At 52.2% G+C, this 22,782-nt stretch carries 23 protein-coding genes and 3 pseudogenes; 17 read left to right on the top strand and 9 right to left on the bottom strand.

What is annotated here, in order from left to right:
* Positions 1-256 precede the first annotated feature (256 nt).
* On the top strand, positions 257-913 hold the full coding sequence (locus tag AC1ME2_RS04970) for a Cap15 family cyclic dinucleotide receptor domain-containing protein (protein WP_480439691.1): 657 nt from the start codon (positions 257-259) through the stop codon (positions 911-913).
* Positions 914-1,476: 563 nt separating this feature from the next.
* Here the strand turns inward: AC1ME2_RS04970 and AC1ME2_RS04965 are convergent.
* Together AC1ME2_RS04965 and AC1ME2_RS04960 are read right to left on the bottom strand one after the other, a co-directional pair.
* Positions 1,477-2,639 (bottom strand): IS3 family transposase gene (locus AC1ME2_RS04965; protein WP_480439690.1). Its coding sequence is split into 2 segments (ribosomal slippage): positions 1,477-2,384 and positions 2,384-2,639, totalling 1,164 coding nucleotides; the frame shifts between segments, so codons are not numbered across the junction.
* Positions 2,640-3,295: 656 nt separating this feature from the next.
* The gene (locus AC1ME2_RS04960) at positions 3,296-3,601 is read right to left on the bottom strand and encodes a helix-turn-helix domain-containing protein (protein WP_480439689.1); all 306 of its coding nucleotides are present in this window, start codon (positions 3,599-3,601) and stop codon (positions 3,296-3,298) included.
* A gap of 122 nt (positions 3,602-3,723) precedes the next feature.
* On the opposite strand from AC1ME2_RS04960, the gene AC1ME2_RS04955 reads away from it, so the two are divergent.
* Positions 3,724-4,212: a hypothetical protein gene (locus AC1ME2_RS04955; RefSeq protein ID WP_480439688.1), complete on the top strand. Its 489-nt coding sequence runs from the start codon at positions 3,724-3,726 to the stop codon at positions 4,210-4,212.
* A gap of 93 nt (positions 4,213-4,305) precedes the next feature.
* Here AC1ME2_RS04955 and AC1ME2_RS04950 read toward each other — a convergent pair whose 3' ends face one another.
* The gene (locus AC1ME2_RS04950; protein ID WP_480439686.1) at positions 4,306-4,761 is read right to left on the bottom strand and encodes a helix-turn-helix domain-containing protein; all 456 of its coding nucleotides are present in this window, start codon (positions 4,759-4,761) and stop codon (positions 4,306-4,308) included.
* A 310-nt stretch (positions 4,762-5,071) separates the two neighbouring features.
* Between AC1ME2_RS04950 and AC1ME2_RS04945 the strand changes: the two genes are divergently transcribed.
* From AC1ME2_RS04945 to AC1ME2_RS04910, 8 genes are all read left to right on the top strand, one after another.
* Positions 5,072-5,800 (top strand): metallophosphoesterase, encoded by a 729-nt coding sequence (locus AC1ME2_RS04945; protein ID WP_480439685.1) that lies wholly within the window; start codon positions 5,072-5,074, stop codon positions 5,798-5,800.
* Positions 5,800-6,177 (top strand): hypothetical protein, encoded by a 378-nt coding sequence (locus AC1ME2_RS04940; protein ID WP_480439683.1) that lies wholly within the window; start codon positions 5,800-5,802, stop codon positions 6,175-6,177. The genes AC1ME2_RS04945 and AC1ME2_RS04940 overlap by 1 nt, the downstream gene beginning before the upstream one ends.
* Positions 6,177-6,521 carry a hypothetical protein gene (locus AC1ME2_RS04935; protein WP_480439681.1) on the top strand — a complete coding sequence of 115 codons (345 nt, stop codon included), beginning with the start codon at positions 6,177-6,179 and terminating at the stop codon, positions 6,519-6,521. Before AC1ME2_RS04940 ends, AC1ME2_RS04935 begins: the two co-directional genes overlap by 1 nt.
* Before the next feature lie 155 nt (positions 6,522-6,676).
* Positions 6,677-7,081: a DUF6957 family protein gene (locus AC1ME2_RS04930; protein ID WP_480439680.1), complete on the top strand. Its 405-nt coding sequence runs from the start codon at positions 6,677-6,679 to the stop codon at positions 7,079-7,081.
* A gap of 119 nt (positions 7,082-7,200) precedes the next feature.
* On the top strand, positions 7,201-7,584 hold the full coding sequence (locus tag AC1ME2_RS04925) for a DUF6957 family protein (RefSeq protein WP_480442007.1): 384 nt from the start codon (positions 7,201-7,203) through the stop codon (positions 7,582-7,584).
* A gap of 66 nt (positions 7,585-7,650) precedes the next feature.
* Positions 7,651-7,998, top strand: coding sequence for a hypothetical protein (locus AC1ME2_RS04920; RefSeq protein WP_480439679.1), 348 nt, complete (start codon positions 7,651-7,653; stop codon positions 7,996-7,998).
* A gap of 63 nt (positions 7,999-8,061) precedes the next feature.
* Positions 8,062-8,442, top strand: coding sequence for a hypothetical protein (locus AC1ME2_RS04915; RefSeq protein WP_480439678.1), 381 nt, complete (start codon positions 8,062-8,064; stop codon positions 8,440-8,442).
* A gap of 78 nt (positions 8,443-8,520) precedes the next feature.
* Positions 8,521-8,721, top strand: a complete 201-nt coding sequence (locus AC1ME2_RS04910) for a hypothetical protein (protein ID WP_480439677.1) — start codon at positions 8,521-8,523, stop codon at positions 8,719-8,721.
* Between the two features lie 143 nt (positions 8,722-8,864).
* Here the strand turns inward: AC1ME2_RS04910 and AC1ME2_RS04905 are convergent.
* The 3 genes and pseudogenes from AC1ME2_RS04905 to AC1ME2_RS04895 form a co-directional block, all read right to left on the bottom strand.
* Positions 8,865-9,179 (bottom strand): annotated as a pseudogene (locus AC1ME2_RS04905) (transposase family protein); the annotation flags it as partial.
* 309 nt (positions 9,180-9,488) lie between these two features.
* The gene (locus AC1ME2_RS04900; protein WP_480439676.1) at positions 9,489-9,842 is read right to left on the bottom strand and encodes a hypothetical protein; all 354 of its coding nucleotides are present in this window, start codon (positions 9,840-9,842) and stop codon (positions 9,489-9,491) included.
* Positions 9,843-10,485: 643 nt separating this feature from the next.
* Positions 10,486-10,941 (bottom strand): annotated as a pseudogene (locus AC1ME2_RS04895) (MFS transporter); the annotation flags it as partial.
* A gap of 836 nt (positions 10,942-11,777) precedes the next feature.
* On the opposite strand from AC1ME2_RS04895, the gene AC1ME2_RS04890 reads away from it, so the two are divergent.
* Together AC1ME2_RS04890 and AC1ME2_RS04885 are read left to right on the top strand one after the other, a co-directional pair.
* On the top strand, positions 11,778-11,951 hold the full coding sequence (locus AC1ME2_RS04890; protein WP_181015772.1) for a hypothetical protein: 174 nt from the start codon (positions 11,778-11,780) through the stop codon (positions 11,949-11,951).
* Between the two features lie 32 nt (positions 11,952-11,983).
* Positions 11,984-14,281: a hypothetical protein gene (locus AC1ME2_RS04885; protein ID WP_480439675.1), complete on the top strand. Its 2,298-nt coding sequence runs from the start codon at positions 11,984-11,986 to the stop codon at positions 14,279-14,281.
* 106 nt (positions 14,282-14,387) lie between these two features.
* Here the strand turns inward: AC1ME2_RS04885 and AC1ME2_RS04880 are convergent, their stop codons facing one another.
* The 3 genes from AC1ME2_RS04880 to AC1ME2_RS04870 all read right to left on the bottom strand — a co-directional run bounded on the left by AC1ME2_RS04880 (position 14,388) and on the right by AC1ME2_RS04870 (position 16,088).
* Positions 14,388-14,771 (bottom strand): hypothetical protein, encoded by a 384-nt coding sequence (locus AC1ME2_RS04880; protein WP_480439674.1) that lies wholly within the window; start codon positions 14,769-14,771, stop codon positions 14,388-14,390.
* A 224-nt stretch (positions 14,772-14,995) separates the two neighbouring features.
* Complete coding sequence (locus tag AC1ME2_RS04875; RefSeq protein WP_480442005.1) at positions 14,996-15,592, bottom strand: Kelch repeat-containing protein; 597 nt, start codon at positions 15,590-15,592, stop codon at positions 14,996-14,998.
* A 430-nt stretch (positions 15,593-16,022) separates the two neighbouring features.
* A complete protein-coding gene (locus AC1ME2_RS04870; RefSeq protein WP_480442004.1) occupies positions 16,023-16,088 on the bottom strand; it encodes a hypothetical protein in 66 nt (21 codons plus the stop codon).
* 15 nt (positions 16,089-16,103) lie between these two features.
* Between AC1ME2_RS04870 and AC1ME2_RS04865 the strand changes: the two are divergent.
* From AC1ME2_RS04865 to AC1ME2_RS04845, 5 genes and pseudogenes are all read left to right on the top strand, one after another.
* A pseudogene (locus AC1ME2_RS04865) lies at positions 16,104-16,483 on the top strand (restriction endonuclease); the annotation flags it as partial.
* Between the two features lie 510 nt (positions 16,484-16,993).
* On the top strand, positions 16,994-18,394 hold the full coding sequence (locus tag AC1ME2_RS04860) for a TolC family outer membrane protein (RefSeq protein ID WP_480439673.1): 1,401 nt from the start codon (positions 16,994-16,996) through the stop codon (positions 18,392-18,394).
* Between the two features lie 135 nt (positions 18,395-18,529).
* Entirely contained in the window at positions 18,530-20,686 is a 2,157-nt protein-coding gene (locus AC1ME2_RS04855; protein WP_480439672.1) for a type I secretion system permease/ATPase, read from the top strand.
* Complete coding sequence (locus AC1ME2_RS04850) at positions 20,679-22,100, top strand: HlyD family type I secretion periplasmic adaptor subunit (protein ID WP_480439671.1); 1,422 nt, start codon at positions 20,679-20,681, stop codon at positions 22,098-22,100. The genes AC1ME2_RS04855 and AC1ME2_RS04850 overlap by 8 nt, the downstream gene beginning before the upstream one ends.
* Before the next feature lie 227 nt (positions 22,101-22,327).
* Positions 22,328-22,774 carry a hypothetical protein gene (locus AC1ME2_RS04845; protein WP_480439669.1) on the top strand — a complete coding sequence of 149 codons (447 nt, stop codon included), beginning with the start codon at positions 22,328-22,330 and terminating at the stop codon, positions 22,772-22,774.
* The last annotated feature ends 8 nt before the right edge of the window (positions 22,775-22,782 follow it).

The following is a 22,782-nucleotide window of genomic DNA, read 5'->3' as shown; positions in this document are numbered from 1 at the left end:
GTGGAGTGAAGAGACAAATCACGAATATTGGCGGTTACGTTCAACCTCACAAGGTACCTGTTCCTGCTCTTCAGCGGCGCTGGTAATCACCAGATTTCGACCAGAGTTCTCACTCACGTCACGGGTACGTTTATGACGACTTCCAAATGAAACCCCAACCCTTGGAGCTTTGGCCTTTGCTTCGGAATTACCTGAGCGTGCGCGTGCTAGGCATTAAGGTTACTGTAAGAGGTGATTTTTTAGCAGAGGAGTTCCAATGTATCAGGTGCTAGGGGTTCAAAAATGCACTGCGTTCTTCGCACTGCTATGCCTCATCGTTTTCGGCGTGCTGAGTTCCTGGCGTGTCACTGAAGTTTTTAGTGACGTTGGTGCGTTCTGGTCTGTAGCCAAAATGGCGGTCACCGTTGCAACGTTGGGCGTGCTCCTCCTGGGTCAAACCCCAGTGTTTCCGGTGATTTGTATGCTGCCCTTGGTGCGGAAATACTTTCCTCCTATAGACGGCAATTGGCAGGTCACCATTCGATCGAACTGGAGCGTAGTGGGGCAGCTGGCAGGGTTTCCATTAGGCGAGGTTCTGTTTACCAAGCAAGGGAAAATCACGATTACTTCTCGCTTATTCAGTGTGCGAATGAAATTTCAGTCGGACGATAAGTATTCAAAATCGAGCACGACAATCGTAGGTGTTCGACGTGATCCCGAGCACGGCTCAGTCGAGCTGAATTATTCATACCATAACGTGACGCGAAATCCTGAGGCGACCGATAGCGGATGTCATTACGGCTCTGCACGCGTTGAGATTCACGACGAGAGAGACGGGCTATCGCTAGATGGGGAGTATTGGACAAATCGAAACTGGAGCAAGGGACTGAACACCGCGGGGCTAATTTCGTTTGAGCGAGTGAACGAAGAGTAAATCAGCAATCAGAGAGTCCCCACGGTCACCAACCCATTCTATCGAGCAGCTCGTTTCGGTCGATTCTGACCTTCCGCGCGGATCGTGTGACGGCAATGCCAATCCAAGCTCAAACCTCTGCGGTGGGCTGTTGGCGTAGTTGACGGTTTTCCTGGGGTACGGTCATCTACCTCCGCTGTCTGTAATGCCGTCAAAATGCGTGCACCTTGTTTTCAGTTTTTCAGTTTTTCAGTGCTTCTTCAGTGAGGTGAGCACTATATGTTGTGTTTTTAGGCCAAATATTTCGTCTATTGCACAATATGTAGGGTGATGCCAGTATTGGATCCAGCTTGTGTCCGATCCGTTACCGATGCGCGCATTTCGCCTACGAACTGATAGTTTTAGGCAGTTGGGAAAAGGGTTCCTGTTGAGAAAAACTCCCAATGCAAGGATCAGTATCAAGACAGGCACGATGCGCATTAGCCATCGACTGGAGACGTCTTATGCTTAACCTAAGTCCGCTGCTGTACACCACGAAAGATCAAAAGGACGACAGCTTAACCGTTGTCGATCATCTGTAGTGGTCAACTAATCCCGGACACGACGTTAAGTTTTTCTTCGGCCCGAGCTGGCGCCATCCCACCGTTGAATTGATGGGGTCGAATCCAGTTGTACCGATGCATCAAGAAAAGGCTGATATCACGCTGGGCTTCTTGGGCGGTTCTGTAACCCGGAGTCGGTATCCATTCAGTTTTCAAGCTGCGGAACACGCGCTCCATTGGCGCGTTGTCCCAGCAATTTCCCCGGCGACTCATGCTCTGGCGTATTCGATAACGCCACAGCCGCTGGCGAAATAAACGACTCGCATACTGCGACCCTTGATCCGAGTGAAACAGCAGGCCCTGAGGCCTTCCTCGTTGCTCGTAAGCCATATCCAGCGCCTTGATAACCAGATCGGCGTCCGGCTTTTCTGACAACGCCCAGCCCACCACTCGGCGTGCGCAAAGATCCAGCACGACAGCCAGATAGTGCCATTTCCCCTGGGCCCAAATGTAGGTGATGTCGCCGCACCACACCTGGTTGGGTGCCGGGACATCGAACTCCCGATTCAAGATGTTCGGGATATCTAACCGTTCAACCGTCGCTCGTTTATAGGCATGTGAACCTGGCTGTTTGCTCACGAGGTCAAGCTCACGCATCAAGCTGCGCACTTTGAACCGACCGAGTTGCTCGCCATCGTCACGCATCAATGTGAGGATGCTACGGCTGCCGGCAGCACTGCGACTTTGTGAAAACAACTCGCTCACTCGGCTGCGCAATCGAAGCCGTTCGACATCAGGCGTTCGGCGCTTGAGACGGTGGGCGTAGTAGCTTGAGCGGTTGATTTCAAACACTTTACACAGCCAATCAACCGGCTCATGGACGCTCAGCTGAGTGATCAGCGCGTACGCTCGTGATCTTCCGACATCAAGAGCGCGGTAGCCTTTTTTAATATCGTTTTTTCCCGTTCAAGGCGGGCGATCCGGGCTTCAAGCTCCTGGATTTTTTGCTGTTCCGGTGTCAGCGCTTTGCTCTGCGGGGTAACGCCTTGGCGCTCCTGCTGAACCTGAGTGACCCAGCGGCGTAGTGCCGACTCGCCGACGCCGAGTGAACGGCTGGCTTCGATGTAGCTGTAGTCTTGTTTGAGCACGAGGTCGGCAGCCTCGCGTTTGAATTCAGCAGAAAAGGTACGGCGCTGTTTGGTCATCTGACACCTCGATCTGGCGAGCATTCTCGCCTAAATGGGTGTCCGGTTTCATTAGACCACTACATACTCTGGTCACGGTCACCAATGGCAAGCATCGCATGAGACTGTATCCGCTCGGTAATCAGTGATAGTCCGTAGTCGCTCAGCCCAAGACAGTGGATTCACTGACCTAGGTCGTTGGCAAGCAAGACCTTCACAACTCTAGAAACGTTGCTGGTGGTGGACATAAATATTTTTGACAGAAAAAAACCACCAAAAAGGTGGTTTTTTAGGTGCAGCGTTCGGGGTATCTAATTCTTTGCGGCGGGTTTTGAGTTACCGCTAAAGAGGTCTTTCCTCCGAAGAGGGTTGTCATCAGACACGTACAGTCCTAGATTACTGATGAGCTAGCCGAGTGTCAACCACCTGCCTAGACAGAAACACTCAGGTGGGGCAGCTTGAGTCGGTGATTTGCGGCTAGTAAGGCTGTCGGCGCGTGAGGGCGGGTTCCAGAGTCCATGGGCCTAGAGGTAAATGTCAGCACGCGAGGAGGCTACCATCTATTTCATCGGATTCGTCATCAGGCGGCAAGCATCGATATGTTCGAACCTTTGACTCAGGTGATCCTACCGGAGATGTTTAACGACGACGTGCAAGCCAATTTAACAATAGCGAGTTTATTCACTCACCAGAGCCTGAGCTACGGAAAGCACCTCCCGACGCTGTCCCTTTTTCAATTTATGAAATAAGGCAAGCAGCTCAGCCTCGTCATCCCCCTCACAATAAAAATACGCAACGGGTAGCCCACAAACCCCAGCTATCTGCCTGACTGTCCCCTCGCCAGGCTCGTGAACACCTTTCTCATACTGATTCATCCTCGCGCTGGCAGAAGCTTCCTCGATCCCGGCCAGAATCCCCAATCTCTCCTGAGATAGGCCAACCGCTTTCCTAGCCTGTTTAAGACGCTTACTAAAAATCGTCATTTCTCTCGCGCCCAAAGGCTAAGAGATTCTTAGATTCACATTGACCATATGCTAAGACTTACTTAGTATTTTGCTTGTGATGGCGTTTTGAGGCCAAAAGTTAATAGCCAAGGATGCGTGTGATGTCAGAAGTAACTGTAGTCAGCGGTAAGCTGGAAGTGGTCGGCCCATCGTCAAACAAGCCAGATGGCAGCGAATACACCTATCTGCGCATTGCCGAAAAAGACGGCAGCACCAAGCTCGTCAAAAAAGTCGGAGTAGGGCAGCTCATCGAGTCGTACATGCGACCGGGCATTGAGGGTGATTTTTACTTCGTGAAACTTGGTCGGCTGGGCTACATTCTTTTTGCAATCAAAAAGTCAGATGGCCAGAAAATCTATGAGGAGAATGGATTCAAGACGTGGATCGGCAAGATGCGGTTGAGCGCCGGTATGCTGGCCCTGCTCTTTATTCCGCTGAGCTTTGTGGGGCTGCTGATGGGTGGATGGCTGGGCATTATTGTCCCTGTAGGATTCATCTACGTGATGTGGAAGCTTGCGGTGTCTTTCCCGAGAGTATTGAAGGAAAGCTTCCTCAAAGGGCAACTCAATCAGCTTGGATTTAGCAACTGAGCAGAAAGGGGTAACTGTCACTCTCGTGGCACGTTGTCCTTGATTGGTCGCCACCGACGGCCAATCAGATCGAATCCTCTCCTAGCTGAGACCTCAGCTCTTTCTCTGCACATGCCTGGTGATCGTCGACCTCGACACCCCAAGCAATCGAGCAACCTCGGCTTGTGAATTTCCTTCAGCTAAAAGATCGCTCACTTGGCGACCTAGTTCAGCTGCCTCGACCACTCTCGGATGATCAGGCCTGGTGGGGGCTGCTGGCACAACAGCATTTAAAAGCGCTAAGGATTCAAGGTCGTCATGGGTGCGTTGCAAAATGGTTTGCGGCGACTGCCCACTCTGGGCTGCGTATACCAGCGTCAGCAATGACATCGGATGAAGCTGTAATGCTTCGGCCAGTTCCTCGCTTACCTCCAGCGATACCGATCTTGTTGCCCCCTCCAGCCGGCTCACATGCGACTGATCCATCGTACTGGCGACGGCTCGCTGAGATAAACCTTGGTGTGCCCGCACGAATTGCAGGGCTGCTGCGAAGGCATTGCGAAGCGACATTCTAGACGTTCCCGTAAAACAAAACGGTATGCCGCGTTTGCGTTGTTCCGCACAAATGCTTATAGTCATCGATGCGGAACATGCGGATTTGACCACGCATGATCGGGCCACCGGAGGCTGTCGGAGTAGATGCCTTGGTCACTTGCTGTCGGGGCGACATCTGCTGGCCTTTTCGAAAATTTATCCACTCGCCAATATATCGCTAAATCGAGTGAGAGCCATGGTTCATGGGTCGAGCGGCGCTGATAGCCATGGTTCTGTGCGTAGTGAAGCAGATTAATAACCCGCTAAATCGAGTTGATGTAGCACGATGAAAATTCAGATTTACTCAGATCTACACCTTGAATTTTGCGAATTTTCACCACAAAAAACTGACGCCGACCTTGTCATTCTGGCGGGCGACATTGGTACAAAAGTGAAAGGGTTGAAGTGGGCTAATGACACGTTCCGTTGTCCTGTGATTTACATTTTTGGCAACCACGAATTTTACGGAGGGCACATCGACCGTACGCTTAAAAAGATGAGAGAAGCCGCTGCTCCTCACGTTCACATTCTTGAAAACAAGGTTTTCGTTTGGCAGCAAATCCGTTTCCTCGGCACCACAGCCTGGACTGACTTCACGTCGAGCGGCGACGTTGTAGCGGCAACCCGAATGGCTGGGGAGTGGATGAACGATTTCCGAGTCATTCGAGCAGATACTTCTTACCGTCGTCTTCGGCCAGATGATGTCGCCGATAAAAATAGGGTGGCTAGAAGGTGGTTGTCTCAAGAGCTTGATAAGCCATTTCTGGGGAAAACAGTAGTCGTCACTCACCATGCCCCAACACCTCACGTTTTGGGTGATAAGCAGGAAGGACATCTGTCTGCAGCGTACACCAATCATTGGCCCGAGCTGATCGAGAAAGCGGATCTTTGGGTATTTGGGCACACGCATCGTTGCGTGGATGAAGAGCTTGCTGGGTGTCGAGTGGTTTCAAATCCGAGAGGTTATCCAAGTGAAGAGACTGGTTTTCAGCCAGGTTTTGAGGTGCAGATCTGATGATCTCTTCTAAGGCGAATCGGAACGGCTCCACGCATGCCAGTTACTGGATAAAAACCTTCGGAGCGACGCTCGCCGACCTCCAATTTTTTCGGCTTCCAAGAGTCATTCAACAAGCTCGGGAAGCAATCCCCGACGAGGAGGTTGCGGGATTCCTCGCTTGTGCATTGGAACGCCCACCGCAGATGACGGGGTTGATGTTTTGCGATCGTCGTAAGCGATTTCCTGAGGGTCTTCCTGCGCATACGCCCCCAATAGTGAAACGGTATTACCGCGATGGTTATCTCATCGTTCAAGTAGAGGGAGGAGGCCTGTATGTCGTTGCTCACTGGTATCACCAAAACGGCGCATTAGGCCCATTTCATAAAGTGCATTGATGATGAAAAACAGAAGGAGGCTGCTTGCCAGTCGTGTAATCACAAATGCAGATGATCCTGTTGGAATTCCGAGCGTCGTGACGGAAGCCCTAAAGGTTGATTTTGGGACTCTAATCACAGGGTATCTATGCTGCGCGGCTTTTGAGAGAAACTACGCAATTGGCATCATTTTCGGAGATTTGTTCGGCAGGTTTGAGAACGGCAAGGGTATCCACACGTCGAGCGTCCTGAGCCAAGCTGTGGTGAAAGGGTATGTCCTTGTTGAGACGCTCAACAGTCTTTATGTCATTTGCAGCTGGGCTCATGACGAATCTGGCCTTCGTTTCACGGGCCAGTTGCACTGACCCGCTCTGTGATGAGCAGGAAAGTAGCAGGTATGAATTTTGGTACCGGAGAGCGACGCCCATGAGCCTCGACGAGTAGGCAATCCCGTTACGCAGAAATGGGTTCCGATCAGACTATAGATTGACTGAAGTACTGAGCATTAGAGAGCGTTCGTATGACTGATATTTTGGCGGAGGTTGCAGCTTTGCTAGATGATAAAGGCGAGCCTGCAGAAGGGTTTGACGAGGGACAAGTCGAAGCGGAAGTCGAGGCGATTATGAGCTTCGGTGGCCGTCCGTATTGTCTCGTTCGAGGCTGGAGCATCATCGAAGTTGATGTCTCTGAAGATTATAAGGTCTCGCTAGCAACAGATGGATTATCGCCTTACGTGCTCTATGCCTCGGATGTTGTTCTGCACAGCGGTGGCAAGCGTCGACCAGGTGATTGGGTGCGGAGCACATTTCAGCGCTCATTCACTCAAGGCTTCTTGTTTGAAACGAAAAATACGACCTATCTGTTGATGGGCCCGGGCCTTCGGAAAAAGGCGAGCATTGAAGCGATCTTGGCAATCGTTAGCTGAGACTAAAACCGTGAGCAACACGAGGGGCCACGAGAGTGTGCTCCCGCATTATTGACTAGGTAAGGCAGATTTTTTTGGACATTGAAATACTGGGTGATCTTCTCTACGGCCCAGCTCGCGTGTTGTACGGATCAAGGCTCTCAGACGAAAACCTATTGGAGGCCACGCACGAAACCTTCGGGGCCCAGGCTGTCTGTATCGTCAGGAACTGGATGCTTATCGACGTCAAGTTGACCGGTCGCCATGACCGATTGGTAAAGGCTAATGGACTGCAGCCTACGCTGCTTTATGCGAACAAAATCGTTAGCGCGAATGCCACGGGGGATCTGCCACAAGGCGTGTTGTCTGGCTTTCAGTATCGATACGAAGACTGTTTTTTTGCATCTGAGGACATGCTCTTCGTGCTTGCGGGTAGAGGCTCTCGCAAGTCTGCTGAGGTACCCGCAGTATTCGCGTTATCAGAGCAGTGCGGAGGCGGATTCCGGGTCGACGATAGACGATGATTTCCTGGTGGTTTTGCCTGCCCGACATCGTCTGATTCTTGATGATCTGGTCATACGTGAAATCGCATGTATGCCCGGCTGGTGGACGTTGCTGGACAAACTTGCCAGACGCTCCAAGGCTACCTTGATGTGCATCCTGAAGTTCCAGCGATAATCATCGTACGGGTAAAAGAAAAGTGGGGCGGGCTGCGGATTTACTATCGAGGTGGCGACGAGGTCTGCTGGGAAATGGTGGACGAAGCTATGGAGGCTTATCTGACGATTTACGAGATATGTGGTGGCAAGGGGAAGCGTATTGGTAAGCGACGGTATAGCGTGCGCTGCCCAGCTCACGTCACCTGGTCAACGGCTCCTGTTTTGAAAGCAAAAACACGCTGTATACACTCCTCAGCCGAGGTGCCAGAAAGCTTATGAGCATGCCTGAGTTAGCCGCGCTGAGAGATCCACATATTCGTCGAGCAATGGGAGTGGAGGCTGATGACAGATGATTTGCTGCCGTTATTACGAAGGCGCTATCCCGAGATGTTTTCTGGCGAGCATATGCGTGAAATTGCGTGTTATCCGGGATGGTTAGAGTTGCTTGATGAGCTCTGTCGAAGCCTCACGAATTACCTCAATGAGAACCCTGATGTTCCTCCGGTAATAGTACGACAGATCAAGGAGAAATTTGGCGGATTGCGTTTCTACTATGAAGGCGGTGACGGCAGGTGCCGCGCAGCGGTCGACAACGCGCAAGAGGTATCTTTGTCGGTTTGTGAGGTCTGTGGAATGCCTGGGCAATTGGTAGGAACGCGCTGGGTCAGCGTCCGTTGTGATGAGCATACGAACTGGTCGGCAGCGGGGTGTATAGGTGAGTGATCACGAGATTGGCATACTGCGTAAAAGGTTGTTATTCGAACTGCTTGCACATCGGTTTTCAGCACCTAAGGAGGCGTCATGGACGACCTGCGACACCGTATTGAACAAATCCTTTCAGCGATGCCAGCAGTGCAGCACGCTGCTGGTGATGTCACTGAGCTAATCCGCTCGACCGACGTTGTGCCGACAGAAGTGCTCGATGCTGCTGCCGATTTGCTGGAACAGTACGGACTGATCGGTGCACGTGGTTTTGTGTCAAACGGAGGCGGCCTGCGGTAACTGTTACGGGCCCTGAGCGAGAGCCGCCCTAGTTGTGCAGGTCTGGGCCTAGATAGCAATTATTACTGTGAAAGTCGTTCTTGGCGCATGGGGATTGGCATCTAGGCTCAGCATGAAGAGAGATTTCATATACACCGAATGGATCAAGCCAGCGAAACCATGGCGGCATAGCTCTTCGCTAGCTTGTCGAAGCGTGTCACGTTCCGGCGGTTCTCTTTCAGTCAGCCAAACATGTACTCGATGATGTTGCACTGTCGGTACTTGGGTTTGCGCTACATCAAGCCCAGCGGGATGTCGGGTTGCATTCGATATTGGTCGCAGTAACGGCGTAGTGCTTCGGCGTCGTAGCCCTTATCGGCAAGCAACCATTTGCGGCGTTTACGCGGACGACCACGTTGGCTCGATGGAGTGCTGACCTCATCCAACAGTGGTTGGGTATAGCTGATGTCACTGACTTGATCGCCACATTCCAGGCCTTATCCAAGAATTCGTAACGCTTTGCCATCACAGAATTCCTCACCTTCGATGGCCGGAAAACCTACAAAATCTCAGCTTCCGAAGTGCGGCGATTGGGTTTCTCGGGACTTCGTACAGAGCCTAGATTGGGAGAGCAACTCCCTGAGTTTAACCGGCTACTCACTTAATTTTCATGCCGAGAGAAGACCGAAGCTGCACGTCCGCTCCTGTCCGATTGCTGCCTTACGCGAAAGGCAGCTTCGGGTCGAAAATAGTCGGTCATGAGGGCCGCTTTGGAGCTAACCCAGGCTTTATTTGGAGGCGCCTTCACCGGCGGCGACGTCAATGCGAGGCGATGCTGGCTGACTCTCGCTAGCAGCTGTTCCTTTAATGGCATCCTTATGAAAAGCTTGCATGGAAACTGCAAGCACTGCCAATCCGCTGACAAATATATAAATATCAATTCCAGTCATTAACGCACGGAGATCTTCAGAGAAAATTCCGACTATCAAGAATAAACCGCAAATCACTCCGCTTGCTTGGAATGTAGCGTTTATCATTATCCCAACATTGAATTCTGCGTTATTTTTCCAGCACCGAAAGAGGTAGATGCAAACAAATATCAAGCCAAGAGCTAACGACGGCAAGAGCACAACCTTATCCATGGGACTTGTCCTCTGTGGCATCATTTGCAGTCGGTTTTTTGGGCGGGCTGCCTTTTCTATTTTTGTCGTTGACTGACTCTCCTAGAAGCGCCCCCAAAAAACCTCCAACAACGGCTCCAGCAGGGCCGCCTAGCGACGCGCCTAATAGCGCCCCCCCGACTACTGCCCCTGTGGTTCTACTGTTGTCTTCTTCTGTTCTTTTTCTAGTGCTCATCGATTGTCCCTAACCAAAGTTGAGTAATTTCCAAAAGTCATCACGACCTACCAAGTCTACATTTTCGCGTCGCTGGAGAAAACCGGGCTGTACGACTGGTGACAGGGCCTGTGCAGGCTTAGGCGCAGTACGGAAAGAGAGGGAGCAACAACGATAGCGACTACGCCGTCCCCAGCATCGCGATTTTTGTGACGGAGGTTCGACGGATGCGGGGCAGTGAGGTATTGGGCGTCATTGGTAGGGGGGTAACGAAGCTGATTGCCCACCGGATCTGACGGGTCTATTTCGCGAGGCGTTGGTTCTGGGAGTCGGGTGAATCCAGTGAGTCTTCTGGATCACCCGCTTTACCTAAGCTGCTCTGGCGGCGTTCGTAAGACGTTGATCTCCCCCGACCATAGGCATCCTGGGTTTCTCAGATGCCTGCGAGGGTCATTGCTTACGCATCATGAGCATTGCAACGATGATTGCCAGTGCTGCGATTGCTGTGGCGATCCAGCCCAATGCTCCTAATCCGAACTGCCCAATGCCCAAGCCACCAAAGATAGCTCCCAAGCCAATCCCAGCGTTGGCTGCCGAGATGTTCATCGTCGCCGCGAGTGCTTGAGCCTTCGCGCCGGCATTCATTACCCGAACTTGGCACACGGGGAAAAGCGCCGTGTAGGCGACGCCCCACAGAATCAGTGCGCCGATCAGCAGCGTATTGTTACTGGCCAAGGGAGCGGCAGCCATCGCTCCGAGCGGGCTGCGATCAACCAGCGCTCCACCCCATTGGTTACCGATCATGCCTACCGCACCAAACCCCATGAGCCACCAACCGACTTGATGGGCCGGCACGGCTCCCAGCGTCTGAAGGATGTCCGCCAAGTAGGTGTATGCCGTGAACATTCGCAGTAAGCGCCCTGAGTCAGTTCTTTTCAGCAGACCCAAGGTCATTCCAGGTACGACCCTGGAATGGGTGGAACCGAGTGGCGCAACCGATTGGCCACAGTTCAGTGAGCTGTGGCTGACGTACGCGAACATGTTCGATCATTTCTAAGGGGGATCAGGCAGCATCGGATGCCCAAATCGCCCAGAGATGCAGTGCCGTGGCCTGCGTGGCGCCGCCATAATCACCCGCAGATCAGCAGTTGGTGAGCAGCATCCCAGTTTGAAGTTGATTGCAAACGGCCCCCTGATGTCGGAGCACGTTGATGGGACTGCTGATAGCTTCTGAAGCCAATTCAAGCCCTGGTTCACTCAAGCGGGCTGGCAGCTTCAGCTCCCACAGCTCCGCATCGAGCCGGATCCGGAGGTCTTTCAGGGAGGGCTGGGTGTGTCTCAGAACCCTGAGCAGGGTGGCGGATTCATCCGCTTGATTCGCGGTATCGCTCAAGTTCAAGAGAACCGGGTCGATACAATCTTACGTTAGCTTGCATGAGACTGCGGATGGTTCGGCCGCTAACGTGGACGGAAAAGGAACATCAGCGGGACGTAGCAGTCGAACGAATGCATGCGACATACGCTTCAACATCGCGATTGATTTCAACGCGCCATTCGTAAGGCTGTTGCGAAATAGCTTTCGGGTCAGATCGTTCACCTATAGAATGCGCGACCTTCGTTTTTTGACGCTAGCACGTGCTTTTCTGCAACGATTCGTTTGCATTTGGCCATGGTTTGATGGTTGTGCGCTTGTGTTCGCGCATGCTAATTTGAATCAACGTGCATTTTCAGCGAGATAATCCATGAGCTTACAGGCACTGATTGACCTTTCACGTATTCGCGATCTTAGTCGCGAAGGTAGCGACCGGCTTGAGCAAGCTCGCCAGCGTCAGCGTGACTACGACCGCAAGATTGAGAAGCAGGTTGCCAACAAGGCAGTCGGCCACGCGCTGCTCGCGAAGACCTGCAGCCTTTAACTCTCCACTTTTATGTAAGGAAAAGCAGCCTGATGGCTGCTTTTTTTATGCCAATGAATTCTTTCCTGGTTTCCAGATTCGAGAAGCAGACCCTGAGCAATCTGGTGACGCACTGCTTCGGCTCCGATTTCCCTGACATCCTTCAAAAGCCCCAGGTGACTTACATCTTCAGCTACCTGAAGGAAATGAAGGCCGTGTCGGTGCTGCTTGAGCGCAATTACGTCGACAAGGACTATCTGGAAGACTTCTCTCGCTACTATGTGAAGCGGTTCGGGAACGCCGGGCACCAATGCGCGCGGATGCATTTTTTCACCAAGCCCGTGGATCACCGGCTCATCAACACCATTCTCAAGGCCGAGGCAGGCGCGGAAGAGCTGGCCCTTGAGCTAAATGAGAGCTACCTGGGATTCATGGTGATCAAACCATTGCCCAAGACTTTCATTGGCAAAACATGCTTGAAGGTCATGTCTGATGTGGATGCCCCCCGCGTTGTCGACCCAGTTGCCAATGTGGACGTGGATAGCACAGCGGTTGAATCACAGCCCCAGGTTCACGAACCAGATATCGAGATTGGCCAGACCGGCCAGGTCGGTAAGCGTAAATGCCGGTTGTCCCGTGAATACAAGGTGGATCTGTTCGGTATTGAGCTGAGTGTTCGATCTATCGCTTTCCAAGAGCAAGACAAGGTGGTGTCGGCCTGCGCTTCGACGGCGATCTGGTCATCGCTGCACTCGTTGAAATGGCGCGATGTACGGGCTATCCATTCCTGTAGCGAGATCACGCTCAATGCGATCAACCACATTGACGGTTCCTCCAACAGCTTCCCCAACAAGGAATTGACCAACAAGCAGATTTTACGCTGCCTTGACGTCGAGGGTCTTCGCCATCACTCCGAGGATCTGATAAAGCAAAAACTGTCCGAAGAGGACTTTCTGGCTACCGTCATGGGGCATATTGATAGCCATCTTCCTTTGCTTGTGATGGGGTCGGTGTCCAAGGTCACCGACGAGGGGACGCTGGAGGACTACGATGCCGGTCATGCGGTGTGCATCTTGGGCTATAAAGTGGACAGCGACAGCGTTGTCTATGTCCACGACGACCGCCTAGGGCCCTACGCGCGCGCGAAGTTGGTCAAGCTTAAGCAGTATGATCCGAATGCGAGTGCAGATGACTGGGCGCTAGGGCTGCAGCGGATGATCGAGGACACCGATCAATGGATGGAGCCTCACGAGCTGATTGTTCCAGAGTTTCTTGCAATGCCTACCGACACCAAGGCTCGGCTGCCATTTTTCTACGCTCATTACACCGGCCAGAAAATTGCCTCGGCATTCGCAGATTTGGTCAGTCCTTTGGCCGTCTCCTCGACGGAGCCAAAGATTCAGGCCCAGACATTTGAAGAGATCACCTATGGGGTGAAATTGCGTTCGATCTCCGAAATTCGACAGGAGATCAGGACGCAGGTTGCTCCAACCGAGCATATCGATCCCTCAACAGGGGTTTCTTTCCAGATCGGCACCGATGAGCTGGGTTCATGGCAGCGGGACAAGATCACATTCCTTACTTCCAGCTTCGCCCGCCTGCAGTGGGAGGTGCAGTTTTTCTACGGCTCGGTAGAGGCATTCCGCGTTTTCATCGACGCAAGCGATATCCCACAGGGCAACGCCGTCTCGTCCATCTACGTCGACAATATTTTCCTAAGCACGCCCCTTCTGACGATATTTGCGACACATGGCTCATACGTTGAAGAGCGGGCGGCTCCTGTTCACTTTTATCAGTCATTCCTGGCGCGGCTGCGCGATCGTGAAGAAACGCTGGAGGATTACCTCGACGATACCTATGGCCCGCTTCGAGCACCGATCAAGCTGAAAGAGCAAGAGTTCCTGGACGGCAAGATTTCAACCAATCCTACCCGGCAGGTGCTGCGTGATCCCCAGCGTAGGAGGCTTGCGGAGCTTCACGAGCGGTTTGCTGAAGAAAGGGTCATCTACCTTATCTGGGCAATAGCCCACGACGGAGCGCTGCTCATTGGTGAGGAAATATACTTGGAGATCGGTGGTGTAGAAGAGCCGTGTGGCCATCCATCCATCACCAAGTTCAGGCCTGCCCGGATTGCGGGTGAGTTGTGGAAGGTGGATGGCGGCTGGGTCATCAATCCCATGTCAGGGCGCTACAGCGGTGATTACGACGAAGCGATCAAATTCATGGACAACTCCCTGGAAAAGTTCAGGCTGTTCTTTCCCCTCGACACCTTCGATTTGGAGGCGCTACCTCCCAAATCCCGACATTTAGCTTCGGTTGCCTGGAAAGCTGGCATCAAGGTCAATGGTTAGTCTCGGCGGCGCGCTTAGATACAGGCTTGACCCGGCTGGCGAATCAGATGGATAAGCTGACCCAAAAATGGGAGCCAAGGCTCCCATTTTTGTTGACTGATATGGATCACTCGTCGTCTTTACCGAGATTGTCGAGCAGCTTGTTGATAGTCGGATGTTCGCCGGAACGATCCCCATTCGGGTCTTCCAGTGGCCGCAGTGGAGCAAAGCTTGCGAGATGGCTGGTCTGCCCGCTCGCATTCAAGTGCGCCATGTTCTCTTGTATAAGATCGCGCATCCCTTGCTTGGCAAGATACCTCGCAACCTTGCGAGTCTTTTCGGGATCCCCACCGATGCCAGAAACCAGAGCGAGGGAGGCGTCGTATGCATCAATAGCAGCATCTGTGTATGTCCCGACACCATTAGCCATGTTTTGCCCGAGTCCCGGGTTATGGGCTCCTTCCTGATTGCTCGGCTGTTCTGGGTGCTGATTCAGATCGTCTTCACGCATGGAATTCACCTTAAGCTCATGGGGAGAATTCAGGAGGTAGGCGAGGCTATTGGCCAAGGCGAGCATCCCGAGGGACGATCAGTTATATACCAAGGATTTCGGAGCGGCAACGAGTAGATATCGTCATGTAAACGTCATGATATGCACTCATTTGCCCCCAACGCCTCAGGGACAGTCAGCACCATTGGATGAAGGCTGGAGCTGCTAAGGTCACTCAGCCTCAGTCATAGTCCTTCAAGAACAACATGATCACCCAACTCTGGGCCACCACCTCGATTTTTGCTACCTGCGACGATGTGTAAACCTGAACCATACAGGACAGCTTGAGTGCCATGCCGAGCTACAGGCATTGCTGGCAGTGTTTCCCAGTCGCCAGATTCCAGATCGAGCGCTTCGACCTCTGAATGTGCCGAGACCTGCCGATCGCTTTCACCGCCCAATACGATCAACTTGCCCGCGCTGCCGACCGAAGCCGTTCCAGCGCGCTGAGTTGGGATAGGCCGATCAAGCGTGCGCCATCTGCGCTCATCGATGTTGTACACGTCCACTTGCGCGACGGTCAGGGAGAGGGGGTTGCCTGTGTCATAAGATGATCGGCGACCGCCCGCCGCGTAAATTCGCCCGTCTATAAGCACTGCCTGAAAGTGGTCACGAGCGTTAGGGGCGTCTTCCAGGGCTATCCACGAGCCGGACTTTGGATCATACGCATCCAGCCACGGTACAAAGCCGCTGTTGTGGCCTCGCGTATTGCCGCCAATGACATAGATCATCCCGTTTTCTGCCACCACACCGCTGGCCCCACGGCGTCTAGCTTCCGGGATTGCAGCCCCTGTTTGCCACTAATCAACAGACGGGTCGTAGACCAGAACGTCCTTAAGGGGTTCTTCCTCAGGAATTTTGCTGAACTGATCGTCGACGTGGCCAAGATATACAAGCGGCGACCTGGGTATCTTGACGTGGAGCGAATATATGCATCGACTATCGGGGCTCAAGGTGTCTTAGCGCTACGCACCGCCCTTGAGCAGCCCGTGGAGCAAGTATACGGTCTCGCCGCGTCGAATTTTGTGTTGTGAGAGCTCCCTTACGCCGGCATCTTTACGAGCAGTTAGAGCGAAGACTGATCGAGTCTGGATACTCTTGCGACGCGGTGCTGGAGGATCGGATGGCGCGGGACTTAGGGCTTTGAGAAAGCGGAGCGGGGGGCATTTACGTATTCGCATCGGGCGCGTTTGATCGTTGTGCATTCGTAGATCACTCAGCTGTCGCTTTCGCCTGGTAATGCCGCTGCGCCTTAGCTCGATTCCCACACGTGGCCATGGAGCACCAGCGCCTCCGCTAGCCCCATCCTTCTACCCTGATTTCCAGTACAGATCCAAAGGCCTTATCAAAGATTTTCTGGGCAAAAAAAGGAGCAGGCTCAGCTCAATGACCTCCTGAACAACGTCCTGAGGAAGTATTCCGAGCTTAAGCAGCCGTACTTCACAAACTTCATTCATGCCACGCGTGAGATCGCCAATGGCGATGATGCTGGCGTACCAGGCCCGAGATTGGATGGTGTCTACACGGAGCGAGAGCTGTTCAGAGAAGTCTTGATCCGCAAGGGGTTTGACGAGCTTGAAGGCCTTCCGTCTCTCTTAGACAAGCTGCTCCAGACCACTCACTGCCTTCAACTCAGTTCACCTCGGTTTTCGAGGGAGCTTAAGCGGCAGATTGCTCTGACTCCAGATGCAGGGCTTGGCCTATGCAATCGCCGTCGCCGTCGTGCAAGCGCTCGGCAAAAGGTCAAAGCTCAGAAGCTCCATCATCGATTCTGGCGATTTGGTGAGGTTGGCATTTGAAAATGCCGTATGGCTAAGAGCGATTGGACTTCTAGGTTATTCGCCGTGTGACGCGATGAGCCTAGTCTTGAGCGCGACCGAAGGCCGATTGGTTTGATAAGCGTTTGTCAGACCATCGATGTTGTACGTCGGAGCGGGGGAGGGGGTCGAGTCCGATCCCCACAAATTGATTCAGTAGAGGACTTGGTTTATTTTACTAACCTGATTCAGGGGGGCAGCATTCTGATTTTCCGATTATTGGGTGTTGTTTTTACGCGGAGTGATCTGCGGGCGATAAGCCTTACGGTAAATTTTACTAGTGCAGGAAATAGTTAAAGAGTTTTCCTTTCAGGCCGATATAGATCTCTAGCTAGCATCTAGTTGCCCGTCATACATGGAACGTTGATGAAATCTTACCCATTCCTACCTGCATTTATTCTGTGCTTCATCTCTTCATGTAGTGCGGTTGTTCAAGCAACTAGTGATCAGCATGCTGATCTACTAGGCGTCTACCAATCCGCGGCCATCAACGATGCCAAGCTCTCCGCTGCGCGTCATGCTTTCCAGGCACAGCTTGAGGCTGTTCCCCAAGCCCGCTCTGGTTTATTACCGAACCTCACAGCTGGCGCTACTTCTGAAAGCACTCGCCTTGAGCGGGATCAACCTGCGCTCTCGCGGGAGCGCAGCGGAACTACATTTCGAGCAAACCTCAGTCAGCCTCTTTTTCGGATCGATCGCTGGTATCAATTGAAAGCTGCGAAGCTTTCCGTGTCCCAAGCAGCGCTTGAGCTATCAGCCAAGGAGCAGGAGCTTGTATTAAACGCAGCGCAAGCTTACTTCGAAACGCTTCGACAACTCGACTCGCTCGCGGCCATTGAAGCGGAGGAAGCAGCGCTCCTGCGTCAGCGCGATCAGGCTCAAGGTCGGCTTGAGGACGGTGCATCAAGCATTACGGATGTCTACGACGCTCAGGCTGCGTACGACAACGCGCGTGCTAATCGACAGTTGATCAAGCGCAAGGTGGACGAAGCTTACGAAGCCTTATCACGCTTAACCAACGAGCCTTACACCTCTATTGCGGGGATGGGGCATCAATTGCCGATTGCTCCTCCTTTGCCTAATGATTCCAAGTCTTGGGTTGAGGCAGCGGTTAAGCAAAACCTCCAGCTTCAGGCTTCTGAACAATCAGTGGGCGTAGCCGAGCAAACCCTTAGCCAACGCAAGGCTGGCCATGCACCAACAGTTGACGCTGTGGCGTCGTATCGCAAGGGTGATAATGATAGTTTTGGATACAGCAATCCGACAGATTTTGGGAGTGATGGTTATCGAGGTAACGTTTCCCAGAGCAGTATTGGGATCGAGCTGAATATTCCATTGTACTCTGGCGGGATGGTCAACTCTCAAGTTCGAGAGTCTACGGAGCGCCTTTACCAAAGCCAGGATGAGAGGGAAGACCGCCGTCGGGAGGTGGTACTCAATACGCGCAATGCCTTTCATGGTATTAACACGGATGTCGATCAGATTACGTCAAGGCGCCAGAGCATCCGATCTGGGCGGAAGTCGGTAGATGCCAACAAGGTCGGTGTCGATCTGGGGTCTAGAAATGTTGTAGATGTGCTCAACGCTGAGCGGTTGCTCTACGCTGCAGTCCGTGACTACAACGATGCTCGCTACGATTACATAATGGATAGCCTAAAGCTGAAGCAGGCCGCTGGCACGCTGAGCCCTGACGACCTTAGAGCGCTATCTAGCTATCTAAAGCAGGACTATGAGCCAAGCCGAGATTTTTTACCCTTAGATCTCTAAAGTTAACTAGCGACGCGTACTTCTAGAAAAATATGTGTATCAAAGTCGGCGTGCTTTAGATACATTTGCGCCAACTAATTGCCCCTACGCTAGTGCGGCATAGCTCCATCTAACGCTGTAACGCAAGGAAGCCTCATGCACGCCACGGATACCGGCGCTCTGCCTGAAATCCCACCATTTTTGGACACCGGCTTAGCCTCGTTGGTAATGCTCGCTCGTTTCCATCAGGTGGCAGCCTCAGCTGAGCAACTGGCCCATGAATTCGCTGGTGGAGAGCGGTTGCAAAACGATGAGCTTTTGTTGGCCGCACGCAAGCTCGGCCTCAAGGCCAGAATTACCAAGATAGGTATCGACCGACTCGATCGCACGCCGTTGCCCTCAATTGCTCAGGACGTCAATGGCGACTACTTCATAGTCGCCCGGCTTGACCAAGGTAAGGTTTTGATTCATGACCCAAGGTCACAGCGCCCTGAAATCATTACTATCGAAAGTTTGGCTGCTCGATGGACTGGTCAACTCCTGCTAGTCAGATCCGGCGCCGGCAAGCCTGGTGAGACATCTCGGTTCGATTTCACGTGGTTTATTCCTGCGGTAGTCAAATATAGAAAGCTCCTCGGAGAGGTGCTGCTCGTCTCATTCGTACTGCAGCTTTTCTCGCTGGTCACGCCGCTCTTCTTCCAAGTCGTGATGGACAAGGTGCTTGTCCATCATGGCCTGACAACGCTTGATGTAATCGCGGTTGGTCTCGCTGGAGTGATGTTGTTTGAGTCGGGATTGTCTGGGTTGCGAAGCTATGTTTTTGCCCACACCGCCAGTCGTATCGATGTAGAGCTGGGCTCCAAGCTTTTCAGGCATTTGATTACTTTGCCACTTTCCTATTTTCAGGCTCGACGCGTAGGTGATTCGGTCGCGCGAGTAAGAGAGCTTGAGCATATCCGCAGCTTTATCACGGGAAATGCAATCACGTTGCTGCTGGACGTTCTATTTTCGGTGGTGTTCATTGCCGTAATGTTTTGCTACAGCGGTTGGCTCACGTTGGTTGTAGTGATCTCCCTGCCGCTCTACATCCTTGTTTCGGTATTGATTACGCCCGTGTTACGGGCGCGGCTTAACGACAGTTTTGCCAAAGGCGCGGAAAACCAAGCTTTCCTGGTAGAGACGGTTAACGGTATCGATACGTTGAAGTCGATGGCTGTTGAGCCTCAGGCGATTCGTAAATGGGATAACCAGTTGGCGGGTTACGTCGCTGCAGGATTCAAGACTCAGACATTGTCCACGATCGCGAACGAGAGCGTCTCACTCATTGGTAAATTGGTAACCGTAGTTACGCTTTGGGTCGGCGCCAGGCTAGTGATAGATGGGCAGCTATCCGTTGGTCAACTCGTGGCCTTTAACATGCTAGCCGGTAGGGTGTCGCAACCAATCATGCGACTTGCTCAGTTGTGGACAAACTTCCAGCAGACCGGCGTCTCGGTACAAAGGCTAGGCGACATCCTGAATACGCGAACTGAACTATCACAAGCGACCCGAAGCGCTCTGCCACCAATCAAGGGCCATATTGAATTCGATGAGGTGCACTTTCGTTACCGTCCGGACGGCTCGGAAATTCTTCGTGGCGTCAATCTCATCATCGAGGCAGGGCAAGTTATTGGTGTGGTTGGACGATCCGGTTCAGGCAAAAGCACGCTAACAAGGTTGCTTCAACGCCTATATGTCCCAGAGCGTGGACGGGTGCTAGTGGACGGGATGGATCTAGCCCTGGCAGATGTATCCTCACTCCGACGGCAGATCGGTGTAGTCCTTCAGGACAGCATGTTGTTCAACCGCAGCATTCGCGAAAACATCGCACTGAGTGACGCTGGTGCGCCGCTGGACGCGGTTATTAACGTGGCCAAACTTGCGGGCGCCCACGATTTCATCCTTGAGTTACCGGAAGGCTACGACACCATGGTTGGTGAACATGGTGCGTCGCTCTCTGGTGGGCAACGACAGCGCATTGCCATAGCTAGGGCGTTGATGGGAAACCCCCGCATTCTAATTTTCGACGAAGCGACCAGCGCCCTCGATTATGAGTCAGAACGAATCGTTCAGCAGAACATGCAGTCGATTTGCAAAGGTCGGTCAGTGATCATCATCGCGCACCGACTGTCGGCTGTGCGGAATGCGAATCGCATTGTAGTTGTTGATCGTGGACAGATAGTAGAGCAAGGCACTCATTCCGAACTGCTGTCTCATCAAGCTGGTCACTACTCTCGCCTTCACCGCTTGCAGCAGGGGAGTGATCATGTCTAACGCCGAAAAATCAGGATTGGGTCATCGATATCGCCGAGCTTGGCGTGACTCATGGCGGCGCAGAAAGGAAATGGACGTTCCAAAACGTCTGACCCACGAAGTTGAGTTTTTGCCCGCTGTGCTTGAGCTTCAGGACAAACCTGTTCATCCGGCACCACGAGTTTTCATGTGGACGATCATGGCCTTTACCGCTGTCGCGTTAATCTGGGCATGTATTGGAAAAATCGATGTTGTTGCTACCGCGACCGGAAAAATTATTCCGAGTGGGAAAACGAAGGTTATTCAGAGCAGCGAAACAGCCGTAGTCAAAGCTATCCACGTTACGGACGGCCAGGCAGTGAAGGCGGGACAGTTGCTTTTGGAGCTGGATTCAACTTCGGCGGATGCTGATGTTGGTCGAATCAAAAGTGATCTGCTAGCTGCCCGTGTCGACAGCGCTAGGGCAGAAGCTATGTTGGGGGCGATAAATGGAAGTCACGCTCCGGCCTCTCTAACAGGCACCATTACCGACGTAGATCCTGTTCACCTCTTAGCGGCGGAAAGATGGCTTCGAGGACAGTACCAAGAGTTCCGCAGTAGTCTCGACCAGGCTGAAGCTGAAATTCAGCAGCGTCAGGCTGATATTCAGGCTGCGCGTGCTCAGGTAGACAACCTGCAAAAAACACTGCCGATTGCTATCAAGCTGGCCACTGATTATGAACATCTTCTGCAGAAGCAATACATCGCTCGTCATGCCTACCTGGAAAAAGAACAAGCAAGACTTGATATCGAACGGCAGCTTTCCGTTCAACAAGTTAGCATTCTGCAATCGGGTGCGGCTCGACGCGAAGCAGAGCGACGTAGAGATGGGGTCATAGCGCAGGCGCGGCGGGCGATGCTGGATCTACTACAGCAAGCTGATCAGAAAGTAGCGTCCCTAGGCCAAGAATTAGCCAAGGCCCGCTATCAGGAGGATTTAACTACGGTCGAGGCGCCTGTGGATGGCACCGTGCAGCAGTTGAGTACCCACACTATAGGTGGAGTCGTCACACCAGCGCAGCCGTTGATGTATCTGGTTCCTGATAGTCAGCCTGTCGAAGTTGAAGCCATGTTTGAAAACAAAGATGTGGGCTTTGTACACGCAGGGCAGAGCGTCACGGTAAAAGTCGAGACCTTTACATTCACAAAATACGGCGCCGTTGAAGGCAAAGTAAAAAGCGTTTCGACTGATGCCATTGAAGATGAAAAACGCGGACTGATCTATAGCAGTAAAATAACGCTAGACACAGACCATCTGGTTGTTGACGGTAAATCAGTGTCTCTTACACCGGGCATGAGCGTGAGTGCAGAAGTAAAAACAGATACTCGTAGAGTAATTGAATACTTTCTCAGTCCGCTACAACAGCATCTCAGCGAAAGCGTTAGGGAACGGTGAGTGTTTACCTAATCATAATGCGGCGAGCGATTCTTAGTTTCTACGGACTCTCGAATTGGATGGCTCATGAAAAAACAAAATGGTTTTATTGCGGGTTTTTATACAGATAGATATCATTTTGTTAATAGACTTCAAGATGTTTCCGACGTTTTGAAAAAAAGCTGATAGGGTTATTATTAAATAATTTTAGATTTATTACGATTTTTAACCGAAGCCGGAGATGGATAATGAATTTGTTATTAAAAGTCGTCAGATCGTTACTGATTTGTTTAGGGGTCGTCGGTTTTATAGTGCATTTCGCGATTTGGTATTTCCAAGGAAAAATCCCAAGTGACCAAGAAGAGTTGACCACCCATATTCAATCTCCCGATGGTAAGAATATAGCCAAGGTTGTATCCTTAGATGGGGGTGGGGCAGCGTGGTCTTATTGTTTCACAAATGTCTATGTATATACGGTTGGTAAAGAACCAGCCAACCCAAAAGAGTATAAAAATACGCTGGTAACTAGCGCGCCGTGCTCGTTGCTCTTAGCTTCGTCAGTTGCTTGGGTCGACTCTGAAACTTTGTCTGTATCCCTGAAGTCACAGCGTACAATTTCTAGGGATCGAGTCGAGATACAGAGTTTGGATTTGTCAGGTAAGGTGCGCATTAAATATACCATTGTCAATAATTAGCAAATTAA

Source organism: Pseudomonas sp. ASL9 (assembly GCF_056680335.1).
This window is presented reverse-complemented; position numbering and strand designations above follow the sequence as displayed.

What these genes read in the sequence shown, in the direction of transcription:
- AC1ME2_RS04970 (WP_480439691.1), top strand. Translation starts at nt 257, where the DNA reads ATGTATCAGGTGCTAGGGGTTCAAAAATGCACTGCGTTCTTCGCACTG.
- AC1ME2_RS04960 (WP_480439689.1), bottom strand. Translation starts at nt 3,601, where the DNA reads ATGACGATTTTTAGTAAGCGTCTTAAACAGGCTAGGAAAGCGGTTGGC.
- AC1ME2_RS04955 (WP_480439688.1), top strand. Translation starts at nt 3,724, where the DNA reads ATGTCAGAAGTAACTGTAGTCAGCGGTAAGCTGGAAGTGGTCGGCCCA.
- AC1ME2_RS04950 (WP_480439686.1), bottom strand. Translation starts at nt 4,761, where the DNA reads ATGTCGCTTCGCAATGCCTTCGCAGCAGCCCTGCAATTCGTGCGGGCA.
- AC1ME2_RS04945 (WP_480439685.1), top strand. Translation starts at nt 5,072, where the DNA reads ATGAAAATTCAGATTTACTCAGATCTACACCTTGAATTTTGCGAATTT.
- AC1ME2_RS04940 (WP_480439683.1), top strand. Translation starts at nt 5,800, where the DNA reads ATGATCTCTTCTAAGGCGAATCGGAACGGCTCCACGCATGCCAGTTAC.
- AC1ME2_RS04935 (WP_480439681.1), top strand. Translation starts at nt 6,177, where the DNA reads ATGATGAAAAACAGAAGGAGGCTGCTTGCCAGTCGTGTAATCACAAAT.
- AC1ME2_RS04930 (WP_480439680.1), top strand. Translation starts at nt 6,677, where the DNA reads ATGACTGATATTTTGGCGGAGGTTGCAGCTTTGCTAGATGATAAAGGC.
- AC1ME2_RS04920 (WP_480439679.1), top strand. Translation starts at nt 7,651, where the DNA reads ATGTATGCCCGGCTGGTGGACGTTGCTGGACAAACTTGCCAGACGCTC.
- AC1ME2_RS04915 (WP_480439678.1), top strand. Translation starts at nt 8,062, where the DNA reads ATGACAGATGATTTGCTGCCGTTATTACGAAGGCGCTATCCCGAGATG.
- AC1ME2_RS04910 (WP_480439677.1), top strand. Translation starts at nt 8,521, where the DNA reads ATGGACGACCTGCGACACCGTATTGAACAAATCCTTTCAGCGATGCCA.
- AC1ME2_RS04900 (WP_480439676.1), bottom strand. Translation starts at nt 9,842, where the DNA reads ATGGATAAGGTTGTGCTCTTGCCGTCGTTAGCTCTTGGCTTGATATTT.
- AC1ME2_RS04890 (WP_181015772.1), top strand. Translation starts at nt 11,778, where the DNA reads ATGAGCTTACAGGCACTGATTGACCTTTCACGTATTCGCGATCTTAGT.
- AC1ME2_RS04885 (WP_480439675.1), top strand. Translation starts at nt 11,984, where the DNA reads ATGGCTGCTTTTTTTATGCCAATGAATTCTTTCCTGGTTTCCAGATTC.
- AC1ME2_RS04880 (WP_480439674.1), bottom strand. Translation starts at nt 14,771, where the DNA reads ATGCGTGAAGACGATCTGAATCAGCACCCAGAACAGCCGAGCAATCAG.
- AC1ME2_RS04860 (WP_480439673.1), top strand. Translation starts at nt 16,994, where the DNA reads ATGAAATCTTACCCATTCCTACCTGCATTTATTCTGTGCTTCATCTCT.
- AC1ME2_RS04855 (WP_480439672.1), top strand. Translation starts at nt 18,530, where the DNA reads ATGCACGCCACGGATACCGGCGCTCTGCCTGAAATCCCACCATTTTTG.
- AC1ME2_RS04850 (WP_480439671.1), top strand. Translation starts at nt 20,679, where the DNA reads ATGTCTAACGCCGAAAAATCAGGATTGGGTCATCGATATCGCCGAGCT.
- AC1ME2_RS04845 (WP_480439669.1), top strand. Translation starts at nt 22,328, where the DNA reads ATGAATTTGTTATTAAAAGTCGTCAGATCGTTACTGATTTGTTTAGGG.